This is a genomic window from Pantoea sp. Cr_R13, from assembly GCF_029222565.1.
Classification (GTDB): Bacteria; Pseudomonadota; Gammaproteobacteria; order Enterobacterales; family Enterobacteriaceae; genus Pantoea; species Pantoea eucalypti.
The window spans coordinates 113,916-140,879 of sequence record NZ_JARHXL010000003.1 but is presented as its reverse complement, the minus strand read 5'-3'; the positions used below and the strand labels follow the sequence as shown (position 1 = coordinate 140,879).

The 26,964-nt window shown below is 55.9% G+C and carries 24 protein-coding genes, 3 tRNA genes and 1 other RNA gene; 5 read left to right on the top strand and 23 right to left on the bottom strand.

From position 1 onward, the window contains the following. Nucleotides 1–22: 22 nt before the first annotated feature. From P2R09_RS01790 to zitB, 4 genes are all read left to right on the top strand, one after another. The gene (locus P2R09_RS01790) at nucleotides 23–391 is read left to right on the top strand and encodes a YbgS-like family protein (protein ID WP_275766549.1); all 369 of its coding nucleotides are present in this window, start codon (nucleotides 23–25) and stop codon (nucleotides 389–391) included. Nucleotides 392–489: 98 nt separating this feature from the next. Further along, complete coding sequence (locus P2R09_RS01785; RefSeq protein WP_275766547.1) at nucleotides 490–1,071, top strand: response regulator transcription factor; 582 nt, start codon at nucleotides 490–492, stop codon at nucleotides 1,069–1,071. Nucleotides 1,072–1,085: 14 nt separating this feature from the next. Then, a complete protein-coding gene (locus tag P2R09_RS01780; RefSeq protein ID WP_275767257.1) occupies nucleotides 1,086–4,142 on the top strand; it encodes an ATP-binding protein in 3,057 nt (1,018 codons plus the stop codon). Beyond that, entirely contained in the window at nucleotides 4,120–5,103 is a 984-nt protein-coding gene (gene zitB / locus P2R09_RS01775; RefSeq protein ID WP_275766544.1) for a CDF family zinc transporter ZitB, read from the top strand. The genes P2R09_RS01780 and zitB overlap by 23 nt, the downstream gene beginning before the upstream one ends. Here the strand turns inward: zitB and pnuC are convergent. The 3 genes from pnuC to P2R09_RS01760 all read right to left on the bottom strand — a co-directional run bounded on the left by pnuC (nucleotide 5,097) and on the right by P2R09_RS01760 (nucleotide 7,573). Further along, complete coding sequence (gene pnuC, locus P2R09_RS01770) at nucleotides 5,097–5,819, bottom strand: nicotinamide riboside transporter PnuC (protein ID WP_275766542.1); 723 nt, start codon at nucleotides 5,817–5,819, stop codon at nucleotides 5,097–5,099. The two genes, zitB and pnuC, sit on opposite strands and share 7 nt — an antisense overlap. Before the next feature lie 23 nt (nucleotides 5,820–5,842). Then, the gene (gene nadA, locus P2R09_RS01765; RefSeq protein WP_033762596.1) at nucleotides 5,843–6,904 is read right to left on the bottom strand and encodes a quinolinate synthase NadA; all 1,062 of its coding nucleotides are present in this window, start codon (nucleotides 6,902–6,904) and stop codon (nucleotides 5,843–5,845) included. Nucleotides 6,905–7,030: 126 nt separating this feature from the next. Next, entirely contained in the window at nucleotides 7,031–7,573 is a 543-nt protein-coding gene (locus tag P2R09_RS01760; protein ID WP_275766539.1) for a methylated-DNA--[protein]-cysteine S-methyltransferase, read from the bottom strand. 158 nt (nucleotides 7,574–7,731) lie between these two features. Here P2R09_RS01760 and P2R09_RS01755 point away from each other — a divergent pair, with 158 nt between their 5' ends. After that, nucleotides 7,732–9,207: an AlkA N-terminal domain-containing protein gene (locus tag P2R09_RS01755; protein ID WP_039659187.1), complete on the top strand. Its 1,476-nt coding sequence runs from the start codon at nucleotides 7,732–7,734 to the stop codon at nucleotides 9,205–9,207. Nucleotides 9,208–9,587: 380 nt separating this feature from the next. On the opposite strand, the gene P2R09_RS01750 is transcribed toward P2R09_RS01755, so the two are convergent. The 20 genes from P2R09_RS01750 to P2R09_RS01655 all read right to left on the bottom strand — a co-directional run bounded on the left by P2R09_RS01750 (nucleotide 9,588) and on the right by P2R09_RS01655 (nucleotide 26,960). After that, nucleotides 9,588–9,721: non-coding RNA, RtT sRNA (locus P2R09_RS01750), on the bottom strand. A 43-nt stretch (nucleotides 9,722–9,764) separates the two neighbouring features. Further along, nucleotides 9,765–9,840: transfer RNA gene (locus tag P2R09_RS01745), tRNA-Lys, on the bottom strand. Nucleotides 9,841–9,886: 46 nt separating this feature from the next. Next, nucleotides 9,887–9,962: transfer RNA gene (locus P2R09_RS01740), tRNA-Lys, on the bottom strand. Nucleotides 9,963–10,032: 70 nt separating this feature from the next. After that, nucleotides 10,033–10,108, bottom strand: a tRNA-Lys gene (locus tag P2R09_RS01735). Between the two features lie 164 nt (nucleotides 10,109–10,272). Beyond that, a complete protein-coding gene (gene cpoB, locus P2R09_RS01730) occupies nucleotides 10,273–11,067 on the bottom strand; it encodes a cell division protein CpoB (protein WP_003853134.1) in 795 nt (264 codons plus the stop codon). 9 nt (nucleotides 11,068–11,076) lie between these two features. Continuing rightward, nucleotides 11,077–11,604 (bottom strand): peptidoglycan-associated lipoprotein Pal, encoded by a 528-nt coding sequence (gene pal, locus P2R09_RS01725; RefSeq protein WP_003853135.1) that lies wholly within the window; start codon nucleotides 11,602–11,604, stop codon nucleotides 11,077–11,079. Nucleotides 11,605–11,655: 51 nt separating this feature from the next. Continuing rightward, the gene (gene tolB, locus P2R09_RS01720; RefSeq protein WP_275766532.1) at nucleotides 11,656–12,951 is read right to left on the bottom strand and encodes a Tol-Pal system beta propeller repeat protein TolB; all 1,296 of its coding nucleotides are present in this window, start codon (nucleotides 12,949–12,951) and stop codon (nucleotides 11,656–11,658) included. A 115-nt stretch (nucleotides 12,952–13,066) separates the two neighbouring features. Continuing rightward, the gene (gene tolA, locus P2R09_RS01715; protein ID WP_275766530.1) at nucleotides 13,067–14,443 is read right to left on the bottom strand and encodes a cell envelope integrity protein TolA; all 1,377 of its coding nucleotides are present in this window, start codon (nucleotides 14,441–14,443) and stop codon (nucleotides 13,067–13,069) included. 27 nt (nucleotides 14,444–14,470) lie between these two features. Next, a complete protein-coding gene (tolR, locus tag P2R09_RS01710) occupies nucleotides 14,471–14,899 on the bottom strand; it encodes a colicin uptake protein TolR (RefSeq protein ID WP_003853140.1) in 429 nt (142 codons plus the stop codon). Between the two features lie 13 nt (nucleotides 14,900–14,912). Then, a complete protein-coding gene (tolQ, locus tag P2R09_RS01705; protein ID WP_003853142.1) occupies nucleotides 14,913–15,599 on the bottom strand; it encodes a Tol-Pal system protein TolQ in 687 nt (228 codons plus the stop codon). Then, a complete protein-coding gene (gene ybgC, locus P2R09_RS01700) occupies nucleotides 15,596–16,000 on the bottom strand; it encodes a tol-pal system-associated acyl-CoA thioesterase (protein WP_003853144.1) in 405 nt (134 codons plus the stop codon). Before ybgC ends, tolQ begins: the two co-directional genes overlap by 4 nt. Nucleotides 16,001–16,178: 178 nt before the next feature. Continuing rightward, nucleotides 16,179–16,472: a cyd operon protein YbgE gene (gene ybgE / locus P2R09_RS01695; RefSeq protein WP_008925028.1), complete on the bottom strand. Its 294-nt coding sequence runs from the start codon at nucleotides 16,470–16,472 to the stop codon at nucleotides 16,179–16,181. Further along, on the bottom strand, nucleotides 16,472–16,576 hold the full coding sequence (cydX, locus tag P2R09_RS01690; protein ID WP_072040350.1) for a cytochrome bd-I oxidase subunit CydX: 105 nt from the start codon (nucleotides 16,574–16,576) through the stop codon (nucleotides 16,472–16,474). The genes ybgE and cydX overlap by 1 nt, the downstream gene beginning before the upstream one ends. 15 nt (nucleotides 16,577–16,591) lie before the next feature. Beyond that, on the bottom strand, nucleotides 16,592–17,731 hold the full coding sequence (gene cydB, locus P2R09_RS01685) for a cytochrome d ubiquinol oxidase subunit II (protein ID WP_275766523.1): 1,140 nt from the start codon (nucleotides 17,729–17,731) through the stop codon (nucleotides 16,592–16,594). Between the two features lie 11 nt (nucleotides 17,732–17,742). Beyond that, nucleotides 17,743–19,314: a cytochrome ubiquinol oxidase subunit I gene (gene cydA, locus P2R09_RS01680; protein WP_275766521.1), complete on the bottom strand. Its 1,572-nt coding sequence runs from the start codon at nucleotides 19,312–19,314 to the stop codon at nucleotides 17,743–17,745. 573 nt (nucleotides 19,315–19,887) lie between these two features. Then, the gene (gene sucD, locus P2R09_RS01675; protein ID WP_003853148.1) at nucleotides 19,888–20,763 is read right to left on the bottom strand and encodes a succinate--CoA ligase subunit alpha; all 876 of its coding nucleotides are present in this window, start codon (nucleotides 20,761–20,763) and stop codon (nucleotides 19,888–19,890) included. Next, complete coding sequence (gene sucC, locus P2R09_RS01670; RefSeq protein ID WP_003853151.1) at nucleotides 20,763–21,929, bottom strand: ADP-forming succinate--CoA ligase subunit beta; 1,167 nt, start codon at nucleotides 21,927–21,929, stop codon at nucleotides 20,763–20,765. The genes sucD and sucC overlap by 1 nt, the downstream gene beginning before the upstream one ends. Nucleotides 21,930–21,996: 67 nt before the next feature. Next, complete coding sequence (odhB, locus tag P2R09_RS01665) at nucleotides 21,997–23,220, bottom strand: 2-oxoglutarate dehydrogenase complex dihydrolipoyllysine-residue succinyltransferase (protein WP_275766513.1); 1,224 nt, start codon at nucleotides 23,218–23,220, stop codon at nucleotides 21,997–21,999. A gap of 15 nt (nucleotides 23,221–23,235) precedes the next feature. Beyond that, nucleotides 23,236–26,043, bottom strand: coding sequence for a 2-oxoglutarate dehydrogenase E1 component (gene sucA / locus P2R09_RS01660; RefSeq protein WP_003853155.1), 2,808 nt, complete (start codon nucleotides 26,041–26,043; stop codon nucleotides 23,236–23,238). 200 nt (nucleotides 26,044–26,243) lie between these two features. Further along, a complete protein-coding gene (locus tag P2R09_RS01655) occupies nucleotides 26,244–26,960 on the bottom strand; it encodes a succinate dehydrogenase iron-sulfur subunit (RefSeq protein ID WP_275766509.1) in 717 nt (238 codons plus the stop codon). Nucleotides 26,961–26,964 lie beyond the last annotated feature (4 nt).

The window sequence follows — 26,964 nt, the reverse complement described above, 5'->3', positions numbered from 1 at the left end:
TTCATTTATTAACGGGAGCATAATGATGAAAAAGTTTGCCTTACTCTTTTTGACAGCAGCAATGACACTGAGCAGCGGTGCGGTACTGGCTGCGGACAGCAGCAGCAATAACGGTACAGCTAACCAGGCAGCCAGTGCAGGTGCAGCAGCGGGCGGAGCGAACGAAAATCTGCCGCCAAATAAAGTCGATAACAACAAAATTAATAACACTGGCAATGACACCAATCCTGCAACCTCTGGCAGCACCACCAGCAATGGAAATATGTCTGCTAATGAAATGGACCAGAACGCCCAGTGTAAAGATGGCAAATGTCCGAACATTAATAAAAAAGTTCAGACTAAAGTGGGCGGCGGTGACGTAGATACCAAAACCGACGGCACCACCCAGTAATTCTGTTTAACCCGGCGCGCTTCGGCTCTCCGGGTTTTTCTCCCCTCTGCCCCACTCTTCCGCTATGCTAATCCTGTGAAATTTACAGGGAATCCTTCATGGCTGTTTTGCTTCTGATAGACGATCATCCGCTGGTTGAAGTGGCACTTGAAGCCGCCCTGAGCCAGTCACCTATTCCGGTTCAGCTCCTCTCTGCCAGCAGTGAAAAAGCCGCCCGTCCCCTGCTTCAGCAGTCACTGGACATTATCGTGCTGGATATCGGCCTGCCGGATAGTGATGGGCTGGAGTTCCTGCGTCGCCTGAAGATCCATCGACCCGATTGCCCGGTCCTCATCTACTCCGCGCAGCAGACCCGCCACTATGTGCGGCGCGCTCATGCGCTGGGTGCCGCCGGTTATGTGGTGAAAAGCCAGCGTATGGCGCAGTTGCTCAGCGCTATCCTTGCCGTGCTCGGCGGACAGACGGCTTTCCCGGAGATGGATGATGAGCCTGAACTCCCGTTAACCCAGAAAGAGCGTCAGATTCTGGCACTACTGGCCAGCGGCCTGTCTAATCTGCAAATTGCTGCCCAACTGCACATCAGCAATAAAACGGTCAGCACCCATAAGAAAAATATTCTGGAAAAAACCGGCGCCCGCTCGGTGGTAGAACTGGCCGATCTGTGGAAGGCACAGCAGTGAGAGTTTTTCTGCTGATGCTGCTGTTGCTGTGCGGCTCCGCGCTGGCTGAGGTGCGTCCGGTGAGCAGCGTCAATCTGCCGATGATGCTGCCGGTGACGCACGCGGAAACCATGCAGGGCAAAATTCTGCGCGTTGGCCTGCTGGAAGAGAACCACGCGCCCTGGACAATGCGCATCGGCAATGACCTCTATGGCATCAATGCCGACTATCTTTCCGCGCTGCGACAGCTGACCGGCGCGCAGTTCACCCTCAACCTGTACAGCGATCAGCCGCATCTCATGCAGGCACTGAGCAGCGGCCAGATTGATTTCGCGCTGGGCATGTGGGTCACGCCCCTGCCAGCCGGCACCCTGAGCAGCGATAACTGGTACAGCAGCCCGCTGCGGGTCTACCGCAATCAGCAAAACCAGCGTGCCGTGATGTTTAACAGCCAGAATGCCCAACTGGCGATCAGCGACAGCACGCTGGCCCAACTGCCGCCCGCGCTGGCGGCCCGCCACAGCTTCAGACGCTACAGCAGCGATCTGCAGGCGCTCTACACCCTGCTCAATCAGCAGAATGACTATGTGGTGGCGGATGAGACCAGCGCCGGTTTTTTGTTAAGCCAGCTTCAGCAGGGCCAGATTTACCAGATCGCCTCTCACATCGAGGCCGGACAGCTCAACCTGCGCGCGGTGGCACGTGATCCTCAGCTTATCAGCTGGATTAATCAGAGCCTGCGTCAGTTGCCAGCGGAACTGATGAACACGCTACAGGCGCGCTGGAGCAGTAACCTGCCGCGCTATCAGGATACGCAGACCCTGATGCTCAGCTCCGCAGAACGCGCCTGGATCTCCGATCATCCGCGCGTTACTTACACCGCCGAACCGGACAACTATCCCTGGAGCTACCGCGATGCCAGCGGCACCGCCAGAGGTTATGGCGTGGACTTGCTGAAAGCGATAGCACAGAGCACAGGATTGCAGTTTGAGCCGGTATGGGTCAGCAATCCCCGTCAGGCACGCACCCTGATTGAGCAAAAGCAGGCGATGCTGCAGCTGATGCAGCCGCTGAACGGCGATGCGATGCAGACTACGTCGCTGCCGGTGTGGCGGGCGCTGTGGGGCATCTACAGCATCCAGTCTGACACGCTGGCGCACTGGCGCGACCTGCGGGGCAAACGGATTGGTGTATTGCAGGATGACCTGGCGCTGCGCCTGTTGCCTGCGGATCTGCAGCCCCTGCAGTTTGCCGACCGTAATAGCCTTTATGACGCGCTGGCAAAAGGGCAGATCGATGTGCTGGTCGATAATGTGCTTTCCGCCCGCTGGCGTATTGCCAGCCGCGATGATGCGCGCATCCACCTGGCCTTTGCCGCCAGCGACATCGCCTGGCCCATCGCGCTCGGCGTCACACCCGACCAGGCGGTGCTGCGCACGCTGCTGGATCGTGCTCTGCAGCAGATCCCGGCTGATACCCAGAGCCAGATGCGCGACAGCTGGTCTACCCCGCCGCAGCCCGGCAGCGTGATGGCAATGGGTTCGCTGCCAATGATGGTGCTGGCGGTGGCCGGTGCGGCCATTGTGCTGCTGTTGCTGCTGCTGGCACGCCGTTACTGGCAACAGCGCCGCGAGCGTCAGCAGCGTGAACAGGCAGAGCATGCCAATGCGATGAAAAGCCAGTTTCTGGCAACCGTCAGTCATGAGCTGCGCACGCCGATGCAGGCTATCCTGGGGCTGCTTGAGCTGGAAAAACAGCAACACAGCAGCCAGAACCTGACGCTGCTTCACAGCAGCGCTCAATCGTTGCTGACGCTGCTGAATGACTTGCAGGACCATGCCCGCATTGAGAGCAACAGTTTTACCCTGGCACCCCGTCCACTGGCGCTGGCGCAATGGCTCAGTCAGCAGCAGCACTTTTATCACCCGTTAATGCGCGGTGACGGGCCGCATCTGATTGTCGAGGCGCTGACGCCGCTGCCTGACACGGTGCTCATCGATGCCGATCGCCTGCAGCAGGTGATCAACAACCTGATGACCAATGCACTGAAATTTACGCGTCACGGCACGATTCGCCTGACCCTGGCTGCCCAGGATCAACAGCTGATTCTCACAGTGAGCGACAGCGGCAGCGGTATCCCATCGGAGGAACAGCAGAAGTTGTTTGATCCCTGGTATCAGGCGCCGTCCGGAAAATCGGTTTCGGTGCAGGGTAGCGGTCTGGGATTGTTTATCTGCCGCGAAATAGTGCTGCGGATGGGCGGCGATATCCGGCTCGCCTCAGAACCGGGGCTCGGCACTCAGGTCACTGTGACGCTGCCGCTTGAGATCTGCACGCCAGCAAACCACATGGATGAATCCACCCTGCCCGGTTTTCCGCAGCTGCGGGTGGCGATTGTTGATGACCACCCGACCAACCTGCTGGTGATGCAGCAGCAGCTGGCACGCTTTGCCATTCAGGCTGACATCTTTGAGCAGGGACGAGCGCTGCTGCAGGCCGATGCGCAGCAACCTTACGACCTGCTGTTTATTGACCAGATGATGCCACGTCCCGACGGCACGCTGCTGCTGCGGATATTGCGTCGGCGTGACCGCCAGCGGAGACGGCAGGCGATGCGGGTACTCTGCTCGGCTGATGCGCAGCTGCTGTCGCGCTCGCTTGAGGAGCGGGAGCGGGTATTGATCAAACCGGTGCAGTTAGCCGATCTCAGCGCGTTACTGGCAGAGTGGCAGCAGGCGTGGCAGGACGATCCGCTGGCGTCACTGGATGACAATCTGTGGCAACTGGCACAGCAGAATGAAAAATTCCTCAGCCGTCTGAGCCAGACGCTGCACAGCACGGTTACGCAGGATCTGGCCGCGATGCAGGGGGCGCATGATCGTGCGGACTGGACGCAGTTCGCTGAGGCGACACACAGGATGAAAGGAAGCTTTTTACTGGTGGGGCTGGAGCATGGCGCGCAGCTCAGCCAGCAACTGACGGAGCAGGTAAAACAGCATCAGGACCCGTCTGAGACGTGGCAATTACTGATATTATTAGCAAACAGGTTACTGAAAAAACTGGAAACTTATGGCACATACCCACACTCATAGCGGGCAGGATAGTAATCGCACGCGTCTGGCGGCCGCCTTCGGGGTGACCGTCATCTTCATGGTTGCCGAAGTCATTGGCGGCTGGCTCTCTGGTTCACTGGCGCTGCTGGCGGACGCCGGGCATATGCTGACCGATGCCGCCGCACTGCTGATGGCCTTGCTGGCGGTCCATTTCTCACGCCGTAAACCCAATGCACGTCACACCTTTGGCCTGCTGCGTCTGACCACGGTAGCCGCATTTGTTAACGCCATTGCACTGCTCGGCATAACTGCGCTGATTGTCTGGGAAGCAGTGCGCCGCTTTGCCGACCCGCAACCGGTGACCGGCGGACTGATGCTGGGAATCGCGATCGGCGGCCTGCTGGCCAATATTCTGTCGTTCTGGCTGCTGCATCACGGCAGCGGAGAGAAGAACCTCAACGTGCGGGCCGCGGCGCTGCATGTGATGGGTGACCTGCTCGGTTCAGTGGGCGCGATTGTGGCGGCAGTAATTATAATGCTGACCGGCTGGACGCCCATCGACCCGATACTGTCGTTGCTGGTGTCTCTGCTGGTGCTACGCAGTGCCTGGTCGCTGCTGCGTGAGAGTCTGCAGGAGTTACTGGAAGGGGCACCGCATTCACTGGATGTGAACAAGCTGACACGGGATCTCACCCTGAGCATCGCCGAGGTGCGCAATGTTCACCATGTGCATCTGTGGCAGGTGGGCGAAAAGCCGATGCTGACGCTGCATGCGCAGGTGATCCCGCCTTACGATCATGATGCCCTGCTGCATCGCATTCACGACTATCTGCGCGAGAACTATCAGATCGCGCACGCGACGGTGCAGATGGAGTACCAGCCCTGCGCCGGTGCCGAGTGTGAACTCGGCTCAGGCAGTGCGACTGCCACCGGCCATGACCACAGTCATTCTCACGACCATGACCATGCTCATGTTAAAGGCGACAAGCACACTCACTGAGCTGACAGCGCGCGGGAACCCTGTTGCCGCGCGCTGCGGATCCACATACGTGATCCGTTCAGCGCAATCAGCGTCAGAATCACATACTCCAGCGACATCGCATAGACACCCTGACGGGCGAAGATCATCACGCTAATCACGTTGATGATGACCCACAGCAGCCAGTTCTCCACATATTTGCGCGTCATCAGCACCATCGCGACAATAGACAGCACCATCATGCAGGAATCCCAGAACGGGAAGGCATCCGGCTGCAGCGCAGGCATCGCCACCGACAGACCCAGAGCGTTCATCAGCGTTACCGCCGCACGGGTTAACAGCGCAAACACCGGATCGATATAGAGGGTCATCAGCGCAATCGCAATCACACACCCTGCTGTCCAGGCCAGCGCTTTAGGCAGCGGCAGCCAGCGAATTTTCAGCGCCGCCTGATGATCTTCGGTCTGTCGGCTCCATGCGTACCAGCCATAGAGATTGGCGGCAAAGAAGAAGAGCTGCAGCAGCAGGCTGGCATAGAGCTGGATCTGAAAGAAGATCACCGCAAACAGCGTGACGTTAATCAGGCCAAACGGATAGTTAATAATTTTTTCCAGGCTGGCAAACCAGATACAGAGTAAGCCCGCCAGCGTGCCGATGGCCTCAATCCATGAGAGATCGTAGCCTCCGGCACCCAGAGGAATATGAACCAGAATATTATGTGTGCTGAAGAAGTCCATGCAGAGCACCTGTCCGGGAACGCTTAGGCGTTGCCCTTCACATTGAGTTTAAGTTCCGCTGCAAAGGATAGCATGCGATTAAGCGGCAGTAACGCCGCCTCTCGCAGCGTCTCATCCACCTGAATCTCATGTTCCACCCCACCCGACTCCAGCGCCTCTGCGATGGCTTTAAGGCCGTTCATTGCCATCCAGGGACAGTGCGCGCAGCTGCGGCAGGTTGCCCCTTCACCCGCGGTCGGCGCTTCCAGCAGCTCTTTATCCGGCACCGCCTGCTGCATTTTGTAGAAGATGCCGCGGTCGGTCGCCACAATCATCTGCGGATGCGGCAGGGATTTCGCCGCCTGAATTAGCTGGCTGGTCGAGCCGACCGCGTCCGCCAGATCGACAATCGCCTGCGGTGACTCAGGATGCACCAGCACCGCCGCATCGGGATAGAGCGCTTTCATGCGCTGCAGCGCCTGGGTTTTGAACTCGTCATGCACGATGCAGGCGCCCTGCCAGCACAGCACATCTGCGCCCGACATACGGGTGACGTAGCGGCCAAGGTGGCGATCCGGTGCCCAGATGATCTTTTCACCCAGACTGTCGAGATGCTCAATCAGCTCTACCGCAATGCTGGAAGTGACCACCCAATCGGCGCGGGCTTTGACGGCCGCCGAGGTATTGGCATAGACCACCACGGTGCGATCGGGATGCGCATCACAGAAGGCGTTAAACTCCTCAATGGGACAGCCGAGATCCAGTGAGCACTCCGCCTGCAGGGTTGGCATCAGCACGGTTTTTTCGGGGCTGAGGATTTTGGCGGTTTCACCCATAAAGCGAACGCCCGCCACCAGCAGCGTGGTCGCCGAATGATTGCTGCCGAAACGCGCCATCTCCAGCGAGTCGGAGACGCAGCCGCCTGTCTCTTCCGCCAGCGCCTGAATTTCCGGATCGGTGTAATAGTGCGCCACCATCACCGCGTTTCGCGCTTTCAGCAGCGCTTTGATTTTCTCACGGTAAAACGTCTTCTCATCGTCACTCAGGCGGGCGGGTTTCGGTGGAAAAGGATAAACGGCGCTTTCAGGATCGAACATTACACTCATGACACAGCTCTCGTTTTGTCTAATTAACGAAAATCACCTGAGGAGGCGAATTTTGGCGATGAATACGCCGTCGTGTTTTATATGCTAAACACGATAGCGGAAAAGCCACACTGTGTCGTGAGATTTTTACTCTGCCTGCGTTACAGCACCGACCCTGCCCGGCTGCGTTTCATCTGCCAGCACCAGCGTTTTCTGCGGCGCTTCCAGTGCCAGCAGGAAAGCTTTGGTCTCCAGGCCGCCCGCAAAGCCGGTCAGCTTGCCGTTGGCACCGATCACGCGATGGCACGGTGCGACAATGGAAAGTGGATTACGGCCGTTGGCCGCGCCGACCGCCCGCACCGCCTGTGGATGGCCGATCTCCCGTGCAATCTGGCTGTAGCTGCGCGTCTCACCAAACGGTATTGCCACCAGCGCCTGCCAGACTTTTTTCTGAAAGTCGGTGCCGGCCATGTCGAGCGGCAACTCAAAACAGCGTCGCGCACCGGTAAAGTACTCGCTGAGCTGACGCGCGGTCTCAATCAGAATGGGATGATCGTCATTGCGCGTTTGAGGTAAAAACCGGGTGCGTTTCGGATCGTCGTTTTCCCACAAAATCCCCGCCAGGCCGATATCGCTGGCGACCAGCTTCAGCTCGCCCACCGGGGTAACTATCAGTTTGAAGTAGTACATGGTGATTCTCCCGTCACGGTTCCGTCGTCCAGTATCGCACTTTTCATCAGCCTGACTGGCTGTTTTCGGTCATGGTTATAAACTGTTGTGCTGTCCGAAAACAGCCAGTCTGCCAGGATTCCCCCCTGTAGGCTGCGCTTATTTACCGGAGAAATGCCATGCTCGATCCCGACATTGCCTATCAGGCGCTGACCTCACGTGATACCCGCTTCGACGGCGTTTTCTTTGTGGGCGTGACCTCAACCGGTATCTATTGTCGCCCAATTTGCCCGGTCAAAGCGCCGATGCAGAAAAACTGTCTTTTCTTCAGCAGCGCCGAGGCGGCGGAGAAAGCGCGCTTTCGCCCCTGCCTGCGCTGCCGGCCTGAGCTGGCTCCCGGCAATGCGCCTGTCGATCAGCCGCATCGCGTGGCGGAGCAGCTGATTCAGCGCATTGAGGAAGGCATGCTGGAGGAGCGCGAAGGTCTGGAGGCGATTGCCGCTGAGTTCAGTCTCAGCCTGCGTCAGCTGCGCCGTATCGTGCAACATGAACTCGGCGTCTCACCACTGGAGCTGAAGCAGACACGGCGAATGCTGTTGGCCAAGCAGTTGCTGACAGAAACGCAACTGCCGGTCACAGAGGTCGCCTACGCCAGTGGCTTCAGCAGTCTGCGCCGTTTTAATGATGTTTTCCAGGCTCGCTACCGCATGACGCCAAGCGCGCTGCGTCGCGAGGATACAGGCGCGAAGCGTGCGCAGCCCGGCGACCGTGTGACGCTGCGGCTGGCCTATCGCCCGCCCTACGACTGGGCGGCGATGCTCTGGTTTTTGCAGACACACCTGATGAAGGAAGTTGAGGCAGTGGAAGATGGCTGCTGGCGACGCACCGTGGCGCTGGGACGTTTTCGGGGCTGGGTCAGTGTATCCCATCTGCCGCAGAAGAACGCGCTGCAGGTGACGCTCTCAACCTCACTGACGCCGGTTCTGCCGCTGCTGCTGCGCCGCCTGCGCGATCTGTTTGACCTGGACGCGCAGCCGCAGCGTATCGCCGCCTGTCTGGCTCAGGACCCGCTGCTGGCACCCAGCCTGATTGCACATCCTGGTCTGCGTGTGCCGGGCGCCTTCGACGCTTTTGAACTTGGCGTGCGCGCTATTATCGGCCAGCAGGTGACCGTCAAAGCCGCCACCACAGTCAGTAGCCGTTTTGCCGCCGCCTTTGGCGAGCCCTGTGAAACGCCCTTTGCCGACCTGACCCGCTACACCGCGCTTCCTGAACGCATCGCAGCGCTGACGGTGGATGACGTTGCGCCGATGGGCATCGTCAGCGCTGCCCGCTCCCGCGCCATCATCGCCTTTGCCACCGCCTGCGCCAGCGGCGATCTGCGTCTCAGTGCCGCGCAGCCGCCTGATGAGGTGATAAAAAAGCTGGTCAGCCTGCCGGGCATTGGTCCCTGGACCGCGCACTATATCGCGATGCGCGCCCTGCGCTGGCCGGATGCCTTTCCCAAAGAGGATATCGCCATCCGTAATAACCTGGGCGGTATGTCATCTAAAGAAGCAGAAGCGCGCTCGCAATCCTGGCGTCCCTGGCGCAGCTATGCGGTGATGCATATCTGGGAGAGCCTGGCAGTGGCGAAGGTGAAGAAAAAGCCGTGAGGATGGATACAGAGATGCAGGTTATCACCCAGACTTGCACAAGCAGTATCGCAGAAATAATAAAAGCGCCATAAAAAGCTTCCAATCTGCTGGCAAACCATCATCCGGCTGAATCTGACCGTAATAAATGAGTTTAAAGCGCAGGGAACCCGGTCAGAGGAGGAAAGCGTCCCGCTCCAGGGACGGAGCGGGCCGAGCGTGTCATGGATGACGGATTTTGCGTCTTTCCGATCTGACCGTGTTCTCTGCGCAGGCTGGATCTCATAGCGATACAGGCCAGGCTTGATCACTATCTTAAATGCCAGATGCATTGTGCTTTTGAATAATAAATAGATACTGCAGAAACGAAAAAAGCGCCCAAAGGGCGCTCTTTTCTTAATTGGTGGGTCGTGCAGGATTGCCTCGGCCCATCCGGGGCCTCGCCCTCCGGGTGATGCTGACGCATCAGCCTGAATCGCCGGGCGATTCAGTCGAACCTGCTGCAGGTTCTCACCCTGCACGGTAAAGTCCGTGCCCCGGAAACGAAAAAAGCGCCCAAAGGGCGCTTCTTTCTTAATTGGTGGGTCGTGCAGGATTCGAACCTGCGACCAATTGATTAAAAGTCAACTGCTCTACCAACTGAGCTAACGACCCGCTGGGGGCTTACAACCGTTCAGCGCACCAGGCGGCTGAGATAAGATGGTGGGTCGTGCAGGATTCGAACCTGCGACCAATTGATTAAAAGTCAACTGCTCTACCAACTGAGCTAACGACCCATCTTAGGTTGTGAAGCAATGCTGAAGTGTTCTTCTTGAAACTGCGCGGTAAAAGCGCGTCTGAAGGAGATGGTGGGTCGTGCAGGATTCGAACCTGCGACCAATTGATTAAAAGTCAACTGCTCTACCAACTGAGCTAACGACCCATCTTCAGGCTTACCAGACACTTTTCAATGTGTCCCGGCAACGGCGGCATATATTACTGATTTAGCGGGGTAGCGCAACTCTTATTTCTGCTAAACGCTTCAGTTGCTTACCTTTCATACGGCAAGACCAGAAATCACACGATATCTGGTCTGAACCGGACAAATTACAGACCGCTCAGACGTTTCTGAGCTTGTTTAGCAGATTCAGTGTCTGGATAAAGTTTGATCACCTGCTGGAAGACCGCTTTGGCTTTCGCCGTGTCTTTTTTCTCCTGCATGATCACACCCACTTTCAACAACGCTTCTGCAGCTTTCGGCGACTTCGGATAGTTTTTCACTACCGTGGCGTAATAATAAGCCGCGTCGTCCTTTTTGCCTTTGTTGTAGTTCAGCTGACCCAACCAGTAATTCGCATTCGGCTGATAGGTCGAATCAGGGTAACGTTTTACCCACGCCTGAAGCGCGCTGATCGCCTGGTCATACTGTTTCTTCTCCAGAATCAGCGCCACAGCCGCATTGTAATCGCTGTTCGCATCGCCGGTCTGCGCAGGTGCGCTCTCCGTTGATGCTGCCGCGCCTGCGGTTGCTGCTGCGCCTGTATCTGCTGCGGCATCGCTGCCGGCTGCCTGTTGCCCGCCGTTGCTGCTGGCGCTGCTCAGCGTGTCAATCTGCTGGTAAAGCTGCTTCTGCCGCTCAACCACCTGATTCAACTGATACGTGTTTTGCTGGATTTGCCCACGCAGCGCATCAATATCACGCTGGTTATCGCTCATCTGCTGCTGCAATTGCTGCATCAGCTGTGCCTGGGCATTAGAGATTCGTTCAAGAGTGGTGACACGGTCTTCGACCGAGCCGGAGCCAACGCTACTGATTGACGCTTGGGCATTAGCGGCCCAGGGGGCCGCTACGCCAATCAGTAACGACAGACTCAACAGATGACGTCTGAAGTTACTAACCATGTGATTCTCTTAGTAGACCAGAACGGCACGACGGTTTTTAGAATACGCTGCTTCGTCATGACCCAGAACGGCTGGCTTCTCTTTACCGTAAGAAACGATAGACATCTGATCAGCCGACACGCCTTTACCCTGCAGATACATCTTAACGGCGTTAGCACGACGTTCGCCCAGGGCGATGTTGTATTCCGGCGTACCGCGCTCATCCGCATGACCTTCGATGGTCACTTTGTATGATGGGTTGCTGCGCAGGAAAGTTGCGTGCTGATCCAGCATCTGTGCGTAATCAGACTGAACGTCATATTTGTCCAGACCGAAGTACACGATGTTGTTCTGCTGCAGCTGCTGCATCTGCAGACGAGCCTGCTCGTCAGAAGACATGTTGCCGCCGTTGCCGTTCATGCCAGAATTTGCACCGTAAGCGCCATCAGCACCCATGCCAGTCTGGTCATTGTTGTTGTTTTTGTGTGAGCTACAAGCCGCTACTGCCAGAACCGGCAGAGCCAGCATCAAACCCTTCAGCACTTTGTTCAGTTGCATTTCAAAAATCCCATTATTGTTTATTGTTTGCGATGTCTGAAGTGTCAGACATTACAGATACGGCGACCAGGCAGGAAATTTTACCTGTCCATCAGTTGCCGGAAGACGCGCTTTGAAACGGCCGTCGGTTGAAACCAACTGCAACACGGAACCCATACCCTGAGTAGAGCTGTAGATTACCATTGTGCCATTTGGTGCCAGGCTCGGCGTTTCATCCAGGAACGTGTCCGTTAACGTTTGAACGGCTCCCGTTTCCAGATCCTGTTTGGCGACGTGTTGAGCACCACCGTTGGTGCTAATCATCACCATAGATTTACCATCTGTTGCCACATCCGCATCCTGGTTCTGACCGCCTTCCCAGGTAATACGCTGTGGCGTGCCGCCATTCAGACCGACTTTATAGATCTGAGGGGCACCCGCCTGATCGGAGGTATAAGCCAGAGTCTGGCTGTCCGGGAACCAGGTCGGTTCAGTACTGTTATAACGACCATCCGTCACCTGACGCGTCTGACCTGAAGCCAGATCCATCACATAGAGATTCAGGCTACCGGTTTTAGAGAGCGCGAAAGCGAGCTTAGAGCCATCTGGCGAGAATGCCGGGGCACCGTTGTGACGCGGATAAGAGGCAACCTGACGGATGGCACCGTTAGAGAGCGTCTGGACCACCAGCGCGGACTTGCCGCTTTCAAAGCTCACGTAGGCCACTTTGCTGCCATCCGGAGACCAGGCTGGCGACATCAGTGGCTGTGGTGAACGATGCACGACGAACTGGTTATAGCCATCGTAGTCAGCGACGCGCAGTTCATAAGGGAACTGACCACCGTTGGTCTGCACGACATAGGCGATGCGGGTGCGGAAAGCGCCCTTAATGCCTGTCAGCTTCTGGAACGTTTCGTCACTGGCAGTGTGAGCGGCATAGCGCAGCCACTGCTTCGTCACTTTATACGAGTTCTGTGCCAGCACAGTACCCGGCGCACCGCCGGTATCGACCAGCTGGTAAGAGACCTGATAGCTGCCATCCGGGTTCGACGCGACCTGACCGACGACAACGGCGTCAATGCCGAGTGCGCTCCAGGCGGCAGGCTGCACTTCCTGCGCGCTGGTTGGCTGCTGTGGCAGACGTGAGCGATCCAGTGGATTGAATTTGCCACTGTTGCGCAGGTCAGCCGCCACGATGCCGCCGACATCTTCCGGCGCTGCACCAGAACCGGCCCATTTAAACGGCACCACGCCAATCGGGCGCGCGGTGTTCACACCCTGGGTGATCTCAATTCGAACTTCTGCATGCAGCATGGCTGCCCACAGCAGGATAAAAAAGCCTAACGTAACGCGAAGAGCTTGCTTCATTTTATCTCCCTTATCTGAACCTCAGTCCACGATAATTGGCACTGTTCCTGGAAACCACGAGTACAACATAAGTACGGCAAGCTAAACATAGATCAACTTGCCGACCGTGACTGCATTATTGCGGTTTAAAACGCATCGGGGCGTTTTTAAACACTTCGTAGACCGCCTGAGAAGGCGGCTTCGGAATACGTGCCTGTTTGGCAGCAGCAATCGCGGCCTGGCAGAGCGCGGGATCACCACCCTCTGACTTAACATCAATCAACAAGCCATCAGGCGCAAGTTTAATCCGCAAATCACAGGTTTTTCCGCGATACAGATCGGCATCGTAGAATCGGCTCTGAATCGCACTCACGACCTGACCCATGTAGGAGTTGATCTCAGCGCCCGATGCCCCCGCTTTCTTCTGGTTGCCCTGCCCCGCTGCGCCACCTGAGGTGCCGCTTTTCGGTGCATTTTTACCGGAAGTGAGTCCACCCAGCAAATCATCAACATCGCTGTCATTGGCCGCATCGGCGGCAGCTTTCGCTTTGGCATCTGCTTTGGCTTTCGCGGCAGCATCGGCTTTCGCTTTGGCAGCCGCATCAGCTTTCGCCTTAGCAGCAGCTTCGGCCTTCTCTTTAGCGGCCTCTTTTGCCGCCTCAGCTTTCTCTTTGGCAGCTTCTTTGGCGGCTTCAGCTTTTTCTTTAGCAGCCTCAGCGGCTTTCTCTTTCGCTGCCTCAGCAGCTTTTTCTTTCGCTTCTGCGGCTTTTTCTTTCGCTTCTGCGGCTTTTTCTTTCGCTTCTGCGGCTTTCTCTTTCGCTTCTTCGGCGGCTTTAGCTTTGGCATCCGCAGCCGCTTTCACTTTGGCCTCAGCCGCCGCTTTTGCATCCGCTTCAGACTTTGCCTTCGCTTCCGCAACGGCTTTCTCTTTTGCCGCAGCGGCAGCAGCGGCTTTCGCCTGCTGATCAGCCTGCTTTTTTGCTTCAGCCGCGGCCTGCTTCGCCTGCTCGGCGGTCGCTTTGGCCTGGGCATCCGCCTGAGCTTTCGCATCGGCTTTGGCTTTAGCTGCTGCCGCTTCGGCCGTTTTCTGCTGTTCCTGAGCCTGTTTAGCGGCGTCTTCTGCCGCTTTCTGCTGCTCAGCCTGCTGTTTAGCCTCTTCTTTCGCGGTTTCCTGCGCGGCTAAACGCTCTTTTTCCAGCGCTTTCAGACGCTGCTGTTCAGCAGCCTGTTTCTGTTGCAGCTCTTCCGCCTGCTGCTGCGCCTGCTTTTTACGCTGCTGCTCAGCCCGCTGGCTGTCGCTTTGCTGGTTCTGCTGACGATTGTATTGACTCACGACGGCACCGGGATCGACCATCACAGCATCAATATCGCTGCCTCCGCCACCCGCACTGCTGGGGTCAACGTGCTCATTAAACGAGCTCCAAATCAGGAGCGCGATCAACACGATATGCAGAATCACCGAAATGATTATCGCGCGCTTTAACTTCTCGTTTTGCTCGGTTGCCTTCGACACACTCGGTTCCCAAAAAACGGTTCGATTTTAAATCGGCTGCGTCATCAAACCGACAGATTTAACACCCGCCTGGTGCAGCAGGTTGAGCGCTTTAATGATTTCATCGTAAGGCACTTCTTTCGCGCCCCCGATCAAAAACACCGTCTTAGGATTTGCTTCCAGTCGACGCTGCGCTTCGCTGATCACCTGCTCGGGGGGGAGCTGATCCATACGATCGTGATCCACGACCAGGCTGTACTGCCCCACGCCCGCCACTTCAACAATTACCGGCGGATTATCATCGCTGGAAACGGTTTTAGAGTCGGTCGCATCAGGCAGATCCACTTCCACGCTCTGGGTAATAATGGGTGCCGTTGCCATGAAGATCAGCAGCAGCACCAACAGGACGTCCAGTAGCGGAACGATGTTGATTTCCGACTTCAGGTCGCGGCGTTTGCGACCACGTACTCTGGCCATCATTAACCTCTATTTACTTAGCGCTATCGCTGGAGAAAGCCTGGCGATGCAGAATGGCAGTGAACTCTTCCATGAAGTTGTCGTAGCCCTGCTCCAGTTTGTTGACGCGCTGGTTCAGACGGTTGTACGCCATTACCGCCGGAATTGCCGCAAACAGACCGATTGCGGTTGCAATCAATGCTTCAGCGATACCCGGTGCCACCATCTGCAGTGTTGCCTGCTTCACCGCGCCCAGCGCGATAAAGGCGTGCATGATCCCCCAGACAGTACCGAACAGCCCGATATAGGGACTGATTGAACCGACAGTACCGAGGAACGGAATGTGGTTTTCCAGCGCTTCCAGCTCACGGTTCATTGAGATGCGCATTGCACGGCTTGCACCATCAATAACCGCCTCCGGCGCATGATTGTTAGCGCGGTGCAGTCGGGCGAACTCTTTAAAGCCGGAGTAGAAAATCTGCTCCGAGCCGCCCAGCTCTTCCCGACGCTCCTGGCTCTCCTGATACAGTCGGGAGAGTTCGATGCCGGACCAGAATTTGTCTTCAAATGCCTCAGCTTCTCTTCCCGCCGCATTCAGAATACGTGTGCGCTGAATAATGATGGCCCAGGAGGCAATAGAAAAGCCGATCAAAATCAACATGATAAGTTTGACCAGAAGGCTCGCCTTCAGGAACAAATCAAGAATGTTCATGTCAGTCACTGCTTGAACTCCGCGACAATAGACTTGGGAAGCGCAATCGGCTTCATTAGATGAGGGTTAATGCAGGCAATCAGGACCTCTGCCTCATTGAGCACTTTGCCTTCAGTATTCACGATACGCTGAGTGAACGTCATGGTAGCCCGAGTCATTGAGGTGACCTCGCTCTGGATCTCCAGAAGGTCATCAAGACGCGCCGCTGCAAGATAGTCCACCGTGATGCGCCGTACCACAAAAGCGATCTGCTGTTCTAACAGCGTCTGCTGATTGAAATGGTGCTGTCGCAACATTTCGGTACGTGCTCGTTCATAAAAAGCGATATAGCTGGCGTGATAAACCACACCACCGGCATCAGTATCTTCGTAGTAGACCCGAACCGGCCAGCGAAACAGCGTTGTACTCACTCTACATCCCGGCCTCGTTTTAAACGTTGCTACTATACGCAAGAGAATTGGGGTTGGGAATGGCTCGTCAGAGCCAGGCGAAAATAATTATCGCTCGGTAACAAATGGAACGATTTCAGGAAGATTAATTGACCAGACGCTGACAAATATTCACTGACAGCGCTGGTGAGGTGGGGGGTTACAGGTAAAAACGGTAAAGCGCGATAAATAACACCAGCATGGCGGGTAACGGGCTAAACAGCGCCTGCCATCGGGTTTGCTGTGGCCGGAAGCCTGTACCGTGAATCACACCACTGCAGACCGCCCAGATCAGCACCAGACCCTGCAGCGCGGGCAGCTGACCCGCGTGGTTAGCAAAGCGGGTCGGGTCCCACATCACGCCGCCTGCCGCCAGCAGCGCCAGCAGCAGTGAAAGGGCCCGTAACGGGCCCTTATCCATCAGATCATACAGCATCCGAATTGGCGTACGCATCAGTGAGGCTCATCCTGCGCTTCAACATGTTCAATCGCCAGCGCGGTCACGATACCAAAGGCACAGGCCAGCAACGTGCCGAGAATCCAGGCAAAATACCACATGCGACTTCTCCTTAATTAATAGAGTGAGTGACTGTTGCTTTCAATATGCTCTTTGGTGATACGACCAAACATCTTCCAGTAACACCAGGTGGTGTAAATCAGAATGATTGGGACAAAGATAGCGGCGGCAACGGTCATCGTTTGCAGCGTCAGCAGGCTGGACGTTGCATCCCACATCGTCAGGCTGGTACCCGGCACGGTGCTGGATGGCATGATGAACGGGAACATCGCAATGCCGGCGGTCATGATGACGCAGGCCAGCGTCAGTGAAGAGAACAGGAATGCCCAGGCACCCTTCTCAACCCGCGAGCAAAATATGGTCAGCAGCGGCAACACCACGCCCAGCAGCGGGAACAGCCACAACACAGGATGGTTCTGGAAGTTGACCATCCAGGCACCTGCCTCACGCACTACCGTTTTACCCAGTGGGTTAGAGGCAGCAAAGTGATCCATCGTGCTGGTCACCACATAGCCATCAATACCATATTTCACCCAGACACCGGCCAGGATGAAGCAGACCATCATCACCAGGGCGGCAAGTTGTGCTGCGGTGCGTGAACGCAGATGCAGTTCACCCGTGGTGCGCATCTGCAGATAGGTTGCGCCCTGTGCCAGAATCATCGCCACGCTGACCACACCCGCCAGCAGGCCAAACGGATTCAGCAGCTGGAAGAAGTTGCCGGTGTAGAACAGACGCAAATACTCATCGGCATGGAACGGCACGCCTTGTAACAGGTTGCCAAACGCCACGCCAATGACCAGCGGCGGCACGAAGCTGCCGATGAAGATGCCCCAGTCCCAGGCACCGCGCCAGCGGTTGTCTTCAATCTTCGAGCGGTAATCGAAGCCAACCGGACGGAAGAACAGAGAGGCGAGCACCAGAATCATGGCCACGTAGAAGCCAGAAAAGGCCGCCGCATAGACCATCGGCCAGGCGGCAAACAGTGCGCCACCGGCAGTTATAAGCCAGACCTGGTTGCCGTCCCAGTGTGGGGCGATACTGTTAATCATAATGCGACGCTCAGTATCGGTGCGACCCAGAATGCGCGTCAGCATGCCGACGCCCATATCAAAACCATCTGCGATGGCAAAGCCGATTAGCAGCACGCCAATCAACAGCCACCAGACAAAGCGCAGAACTTCATAATCAAACATGGTCGCTCTCCTTATCCCCGAACCGGCTGCGTGGTTGCCGTGATCTGCTCATGATGATAACGCCCGGTTTTCAGGCTGCTCGGCCCAAGGCGGGCGAATTTGAACATCAGGTACATCTCAGCCACCAGGAACAGCGTGTAGAGTCCGCAAATCAGGATCATCGAGAACAACAGATCGCCTACAGTCAGAGAAGAGTTCGCCACCGCAGTCGGCAGAACTTCACCGATAGCCCAGGGCTGACGACCATATTCCGCGACGAACCAGCCGGATTCGATTGCGATCCACGGCAGCGGGATACCAAACAGCGCCGCTTTCAGTAACCAGCGATTTTTACCGATGCGGTTACGCAACACGCTCCAGAACGCCAGCGCGATAATGCCCAGCAGCAGAACACCACACAGCACCATGATACGGAAGGCGAAATAAAGCGGGGCAACACGCGGGATAGAGTCCTGCGTCGCCTGTTTGATCTGCGCTTCTGTCGCATCCGCCACGTTATCGGTATAGCGTTTCAGCAGCAGACCGTAACCGAGATCCTGTTTGTGACTGTTGAACGCGTCACGTAACGCCAGATCCTGACTGCCACCGCGCAGTTCGTTCAGCAAGGCGTAGGCTTTCATACCGTTGCGGATGCGCACCTCATGCTGTGCCATTAACTCTTTCAGGCCCGTCACCGGCGTATCCGTGGATCGGGTGGCAATCAGGCCCAGCAGCCAGGGGATCTGAATGGCGTACCGGTTCTCCTGAGTGGCCTGATCGGGCAAGCCAAACAGGGTAAAGGACGCTGGCGCCGGCTGGGTTTCCCACTCCGCTTCAATCGCGGCCAGCTTGGTCTTCTGCACGTCACCCATTTCATAACCAGACTCATCACCCAGCACGATCACTGACAGCACCGCCGCCATGCCAAAGCTTGCCGCGATAGCGAACGAGCGTTTAGCAAAGGCGAAGTCGCGGCCTTTCAGCATGTACCAGGCACTGATGCCCATGATAAACATCGCGCCTGTGGTGTAACCGGCCGCGACGGTGTGAACGAATTTCACCTGTGCCACAGGGTTCAGCACCAGCTCTGAGAAGCTGACCATCTCCATGCGCATGGTTTCGAAGTTGAACTCTGAAGCGATAGGGTTCTGCATCCAGCCGTTGGCGACCAGAATCCACAACGCAGACATATTCGAGCCCAGAGCGACCAGCCAGGTCACCGCCATGTGCTGCACTTTACCCAGCCGATCCCAGCCAAAAAAGAACAGGCCGACAAAGGTCGATTCCAGGAAGAACGCCATCAGACCTTCAATGGCGAGCGGCGCGCCGAAGATATCGCCGACGTAGTGAGAGTAATATGACCAGTTTGTTCCGAACTGAAATTCCATGGTCAGGCCGGTAGCGACGCCCAGCGCAAAGTTAATACCAAATAACTTGCCCCAGAACTTCGTCATATCTTTATAAATTTGTTTACCGCTCAGGACATAGACCGTTTCCATGATCGCCAGCAGAAACGCCATACCCAGCGTTAAAGGGACGAACAGAAAATGGTACATCGCCGTTAAGGCAAACTGTAACCGCGACAGCTCGACGATATCTAACATAAGGACTCCTTGCTCCTCGCTTTGTCTCCGTCACGCGCGCGATCAGATCGAACGTAATCAGAGTCAGGAACGACTGTTTATTGATTCCAGTTTTTTATTACCAGCAGAACAGGTCTGTGAGCTGCCCGAAAAGGCGAGTAACGAATGAAGCAGCTCTGAAAAATGCCAATCAGCACTTTATTAACGGCTGCTTTAACAGGAGAAAAGTGGGTGTCATCCCGGGTTGAGCAGACGTATGAAAATTTGTGTAAAAGGCTGGATTGATGCAGCGCAATTTACGCCCTTAGCGTTGCGCTTTGCCAGAGATATAGTTGGATATAAAACGTGATTTATTGATCTGGATTAACGTAATAAGTTTCCAGATAGAGCTGGGTCAGTTTCCTGTTAAAAAATTGTCATTAATGAAATAAGACATGAAGAAATAGTTTACCTTTGCCACTTTTCCTTAACGTGATAAACCGTGAGCAGGTTTTTTAACAACGTATTCTTCGTTTTCACTGCCAGCATTATGCCCGTAGAAAACGGGCATAAAAAAAGCCACCCGAAGGTGGCTTAGTTTCAGATGACGCTGACTTATTTGGCCGGTAATACGGCTTTAACTGCATCACCGATATCAGCCAGGCTGCGAACGGTTTTCACGCCTGCCGCTTCCAGCGCAGCAAATTTCTCATCTGCCGTGCCTTTACCACCGGCAATGATGGCGCCTGCATGGCCCATACGCTTGCCTTTTGGCGCGGTTACGCCAGCAATGTAGCCCACAACCGGTTTGGTCACGTGCTCTTTAATGAAGGCTGCGGCTTCTTCTTCAGCGCTACCGCCGATCTCACCGATCATCACGATAACTTCAGTCTGTGGATCATCCTGGAACATTTTCAGAATGTCGATGAAGTTAGAGCCTGGGATCGGGTCACCGCCGATGCCGACGCAGGTTGACTGGCCGTAGCCGATGTCAGTGGTCTGCTTAACCGCTTCATAGGTCAGCGTACCTGAACGCGATACGATACCAACGCGGCCCGGCTGGTGAATGTGGCCCGGCATGATGCCGATCTTACATTCGCCAGGGGTGATAACACCCGGGCAGTTTGGACCAATCATCCGCACGCCTGCTTCATCCAGCTTCACTTTCACGGTCAGCATATCCAGGGTCGGAATACCTTCGGTGATGGTGATGATCAGTTTAATGCCCGCTTCGATCGCTTCCAGGATGCCATCTTTGCAGAATGGTGCGGGTACATAGATCACGGTGGCGGTTGCGCCCGTCGCTTCTACGGCTTCGCGTACGGTGTTGAACACCGGCAGGCCGAGGTGAGTCGTGCCGCCTTTGCCTGGCGTCACGCCGCCAACCAGTTGGGTGCCGTAAGCCAGCGCCTGCTCAGAATGGAAAGTCCCCTGGCCACCGGTGAAACCCTGGCAAATGACTTTGGTGTTTTTGTCGATCAGAATGGACATTATTTACCCTCCGCGGCAGCAACAACACGCTGTGCGGCGTCTGTCAGGCTGGTTGCTGCAATGATGTTCAGACCGCTGTCCGCCAGTTTCTGGGCGCCCAGCTCGGCGTTGTTACCTTCCAGACGTACCACTACTGGCACGTTCACACCCACTTCAGCCACTGCGCCGATGATGCCGTCGGCAATCAGGTCACAGCGTACGATACCGCCGAAGATGTTAACGAAAACGGCTTTAACCGCATCGTCAGACAGGATGATTTTAAAGGCTTCAGTTACGCGCTCTTTGGTCGCGCCGCCGCCGACATCAAGGAAGTTGGCTGGCTGACCGCCATGGTGCTTAACGATGTCCATGGTACCCATCGCCAGACCTGCGCCGTTAACCATACAACCGATGTTGCCTTCCAGCGCAACATAGTTCAGTTCCCACTGTGTCGCATGTGCTTCACGTGGATCTTCCTGGCTTGGATCGCGCATTTCACGCAGTTCTGGCTGACGGAACAGGGCATTGCCATCGGCACCCAGTTTACCGTCCAGGCAGATCAGGTCGCCCTGCTTGGTAATCACCAGCGGGTTGATCTCAACCATTGCCAGATCGCGCTCCAGGAACAGTGTCGCCAGACCCATGAAGATCTTGGTGAACTGACCGACCAGCTTGCCAGTCAGGCCAAGTTTGAATGCCAGCTCACGGCCCTGGTAAGGCTGCGGGCCGGTCAGGGGATCCAGCGCCATTTTATGGATCAGGTGCGGGGTTTCTTCCGCCACTTTTTCAATTTCCACGCCGCCTTCAGTCGACGCCATGAAAATGACGCGACGCGTTGCGCGATCGACCACAGCGCCCAGATAGAGCTCCTGGTCGATATCGGTTGCCGCTTCAACCAGAATCTGGTTTACCGGCTGGCCGTTTGCATCTGTTTGATAGGTCACCAGGCGTTTGCCCAGCCAGTTTTCAGCAAAGGCGCGAATCTCTTCTTTGCTGTTAACTACTTTCACACCGCCCGCTTTACCGCGGCCACCGGCATGAACCTGACATTTAACTACCCACGGGCCTGCGCCAATTTTAGAGGCAGCTTCTTCCGCTTCACGTGGTGTAGTACAGGCGTAACCCGTTGGTGCAGGCATGCCATACCGTGCAAACAGTTGTTTCGCCTGGTATTCGTGTAAGTTCATGATGTTCTATCCATTCAGGTCTGAAAAGAGTATTGAGGTTGGGCGCGCCAGGCGCGCCCGGTGAAAATCAGACATCCAGCAGCAGGCGCGCCGGATCTTCCAGCATCTCTTTCACTGCAACCAGGTAACCAACTGATTCACGACCATCGATCAGACGGTGGTCGTAGGAGAGCGCCAGATACATCATTGGCAGCACTACAACCTGACCATTGACCGCCATCGGGCGATCCTTGATGGCGTGCATGCCCAGGATGGCGCTCTGCGGTGGGTTGATGATCGGGGTAGACATCAGTGAACCAAAGACGCCGCCGTTGGTAATGGTGAAGTTACCGCCGGTCAGATCTTCCACTGTCAGCTTGCCGTCACGGCCTTTCACTGCCAGCTCTTTGATTTTCTTCTCGATGTCCGCCATGCTCAGCGCATCAACGTCACGCAGGACTGGTGTAACCAGACCACGAGGGGTAGAGACCGCAATGCTGACGTCGAAGTAGTTGTGGTAAACCACATCTTCTCCATCGATAGAAGCGTTCACTTCCGGATAGCGTTTCAGCGCTTCAACAACCGCTTTGATGTAGAAGGACATAAAGCCCAGACGCACACCGTGACGCTTCTCGAAGGCCTCACCATACTGCTTGCGCAGATCCATGATGGGCTTCATGTTGATTTCGTTGAAGGTGGTCAGCATCGCGGTGCTGTTCTTCGCTTCCAGCAGACGTTCAGCAACGCGCTTACGCAGACGCGTCATCGGTACGCGTTTTTCGCTGCGGTTAGCCACTGGCTGCTGCGTGGTAGCCGCATCAGCAGCAGGTGCTGCCGCTTTAGCCGCCTGCGGCTTGTTGGCCAGGTATTTTTCAACATCTTCACGGGTCAGACGTCCGCCAACACCGCTGCCTTTAATCTGTGAGGCGTCAAGATTGTGCTCTGCAATCAGGCGGCGGATAGCCGGGCTGAGCGCATCGTTGCTCTCTTCTCCCAGTGACGCAGTCTGACGCTGAGCCGGGGTAGACTCTTTGCTTTCAGACTTCGCGCTGCTCTCTTTACCGGCGCTATTGCCCTCTTTCAGACGACCCAGGATCTGGCGGGAGGTAACAGTGGCACCCTCATCTTCCAGAACGGCTTCCAGGATACCGTCAGCAGAGGCTGGTACTTCCAGCACCACTTTATCGGTTTCGATTTCGACCAGCACTTCATCGCGAGTGACTGCATCGCCTGGTTTTTTGTGCCAGGTTGCCACTGAGGCATCGGCAACCGATTCAGGCAGGTCGGGAACGAGAATATCTACGCTACTCATTATCTTTCCTTTTAATTAATTAACGTTCAGCGCGTCATTAACCAGGTCTTGCTGCTGTTGTTGGTGTACGGACATGTAACCCACGGCCGGTGAGGCGGAGGCCGGGCGGCCTGCATAACGTAAAGTGGCACCAAACGGCACAACTTCACGGAAATGATGCTGGCTGCAGTACCAGGCGCCCTGATTCAGTGGCTCTTCCTGACACCAGACAAAATCCTGTACGTGAGAATACGCTTTCAATGCTTCCTGAACCGCTTGATGCGGGAACGGATAAAGCTGTTCGATGCGCACGATAGCCACATCGGTCTGCTCATTTTTACGACGCTGTTCAAGCAGGTCGTAATACACTTTACCGGAGCACAGTACGACGCGTTTAACGCCCTGCGGATCCAGATCATCGACTTCACCAATCGCAGGCTGGAAGCTGCCATTCGCCAGTTCATCCAGCGTGGAAATAGCCAGCGGATGGCGCAGCAGAGATTTTGGCGACATCACAATCAGTGGACGACGCATACCGCGCAGCGCCTGACGACGCAGCATATGGTAAACCTGTGCGGGTGTAGACGGCACGCAAACCTGCATGTTCTGCTCAGCACAAAGTTGCAGATAACGCTCCAGACGCGCAGAGGAGTGCTCTGGGCCCTGACCTTCATAACCGTGCGGCAGCAGCATCACCAGGCCACACATACGGCCCCATTTCTGCTCACCGGAACTGATGAACTGGTCAATAACAACCTGTGCACCGTTAGCGAAGTCACCAAACTGCGCTTCCCAGATGGTCAGGATGCGCGGCTCTGCGGTGGCGTAGCCATATTCAAAGGCCAGTACCGCCTCTTCTGACAGCACGGAATCCCACACTTTGAACTGACCCTGACCACTGTGCACATGATGCAGAGGGGTATAGGTTGAGCCGTTCGCCTGGTTATGAACCACCGCATGACGGTGGAAGAAAGTACCGCGACCGGTATCTTCGCCCGACAGACGAACCGGAATACCTTCATCAACCAGCGTGGCGTAGGCCAGGTTTTCCGCGCCGCCCCAGTCGAAGGCCTTTTCGCCTTCCGCCATCAGACGACGGTCGTTATAAATCTTGGCAACACGCGACTGCACTTCCACCTCTTCAGGCACCTGGCTTATACGCAGCGCCAGTTCCTTCAGACGTTTCATGTCGACCTGCGCCGGATAAGGCTCATCCCACTCATGATTCAGGTAAGGCGACCAGGTAAAGGAGTGGAGACTCATTGGACGCCATTCCGGCACCACGCACTCGCCCGCATCCAGCGCGTCACGGTAGAGATTGACCATTTCGGTCGCATCTTCCTGCGTGGCAACGGCTTCACCTTCCAGACGGTCGGCGTAGATTTTGCGCGGCGTCGGGTGTTTTTTGATTTTCTGATACATCAGCGGCTGGGTCGCACTTGGCTCATCCGCCTCATTGTGACCATGACGGCGATAGCAGACCAGATCGATAAACACATCACGCTTAAAGGTGTTGCGGTAATCAAGCGCCAGACGGGTCACAAAAGCAACCGCTTCCGGGTCATCAGCATTGACGTGGAAAATCGGTGCCAGCACCATTTTGCCGATGTCGGTGCAGTAAGGGGTAGAACGCGCATCTTTCGGGTTGGACGTTGTAAAGCCAACCTGGTTGTTGATAACGATGCGAACGGTACCGCCCACTTCGTAGCCGCGCGCCTGCGACATGTTCAGGGTTTCCTGAACCACGCCCTGACCAATCACGGCCGCATCACCATGAATGGTGATCGGTAAAACTTTATTGCTGGCTGGCTCATCCAGACGATCCAGACGGGCACGCACAGAACCCATAACCACCGGGCTGACGATCTCCAGGTGGGACGGGTTAAACGCCAGCGCCAGGTGAACCAGGCCGCCTTCGGTTTCCACGTCAGAGGAGAAGCCCATGTGGTACTTCACGTCACCGGTGCCCAGATGTTCTTTATGCTTACCGGCGAACTCGTCGAACAGATCCTGCGGCTTTTTGCCCAGCACGTTAATCAGCACGTTGAGACGACCACGGTGCGCCATACCCAGTACCACTTCACGGGTACCGCTCTTGCCGGCGTGACGAATCATTTCGCGCAGCATCGGAACCAGCGCATCGCCGCCTTCCAGCGAGAAGCGTTTGGCACCCGGGAATTTCGCCCCAAGGTATTTTTCCAGCCCTTCTGCCGCAGTCAGCTCTTTCAGGAAACCTTTTTTCTCTTCGTTGCTGAACGCTGCACGGCCCGCGACCGACTCAAGACGCTGCTGAATCCAGCGTTTTTCATCGGTGTTGTTGATGTGCATATATTCTGCACCAATCGAGCCGCAGTAAGTCTGCGTCAGCGCCTGGAAGAGATCGGCCAGCTTCATGGTGTCTTTGCCAATGGCAAATGAACCTACGTTAAAGCTTTCCTGAAAATCGGCCTCGGTCAGGTCGTGAAAAGCGGGATCGAGATCGGCGACACGGTCCTGTTTCCACAGGCCGAGCGGATCAAGATTGGCATGCTGATGGCCGCGGAAACGAAATGCGTTAATCAGCTGCAGCACTTTCACTTGCTTGGAGTTGGTTTCCGGATCGGAGACAGATGAGGTGTAACGAGATGCATCTTTCGCCAGGCGACGGAAGTACTCACGTGTGGTGGAGTGAAACTGCTCAGGTTTCATTCCGGTGCCCGGTAACTGCTGGAACATCGAGCGCCACACTGCATCGACAGAGTCAGGATCGGTCAGGAAATCCTCATAGAGCTGCTCTATGTAAGACTGATTCGCGCCGGCCAGCCAGGAAGAGTCCAGCCAGGGCTTCATCGCGCTGTTCTGCATTGTGATCCCTTAAGCATTGCTATGCTTTTTTGAGGTTTCATTTGTTGCCGCTTTCGCGGTTTGCCGTAGTGAGTTCAGCGATACGAGCACTTTGCGCAGCGCGCGTGGCCCGTAAGGGAACCTTTGTAAACGTGGTAGTCACCGCGCTTACAGAGGCTTCCGTAAAACACCGGGAACCTGAGGTTCCCGGCGGAGATAACTTATGCGCCGCGCTGCAGCAGCATCGACTTGATATGGCCGATGGCGCGCGTCGGGTTAAGCCCTTTCGGACAGACACTCACACAGTTCATGATGCTGTGGCAGCGGAATACGCTGAAAGCATCATTCAGATTGTCGAGACGCGCATCGGTTTCCGTGTCGCGGCTGTCAATCAGGAAGCGGTATGCTGCCAGCAGGCCAGCAGGACCAATGAACTTCTCAGGGTTCCACCAGAAAGATGGGCATGAGGTTGAGCAGCAGGCACAGAGAATACATTCATACAAACCATCCAGGTGTTCGCGCTCATCCGGTGACTGCAGATGCTCACGTGCTGGCGGGTTCTCTCCATCATTCAGCAGGAAAGGCTTAATTTTCTCATACTGTGCATAAAACTGGCTCATGTCTACGACCAGGTCACGCACTACCGGTAAACCTGGCAGCGGACGGATAACAATTTTCTGTTTGCCGTTACCCAGTGCCGAGACTGGCGTAATACAGGCCAGTCCGTTTTTACCGTTCATGTTGAGGCCATCAGAGCCGCAGACACCTTCGCGGCAGGAGCGACGAAACGCCAGCGTTGGATCTTTCTCTTTCAGGCGAATCAGCGCATCCAGCAGCATCATGTCGCGACCGTCTTCCGACTCCAGGGTGTAATCCTGCATGCGCGGCTTGTCATCGACGTCCGGATTGTAGCGATAAATTGAAAACTCAAGTCTCATGATC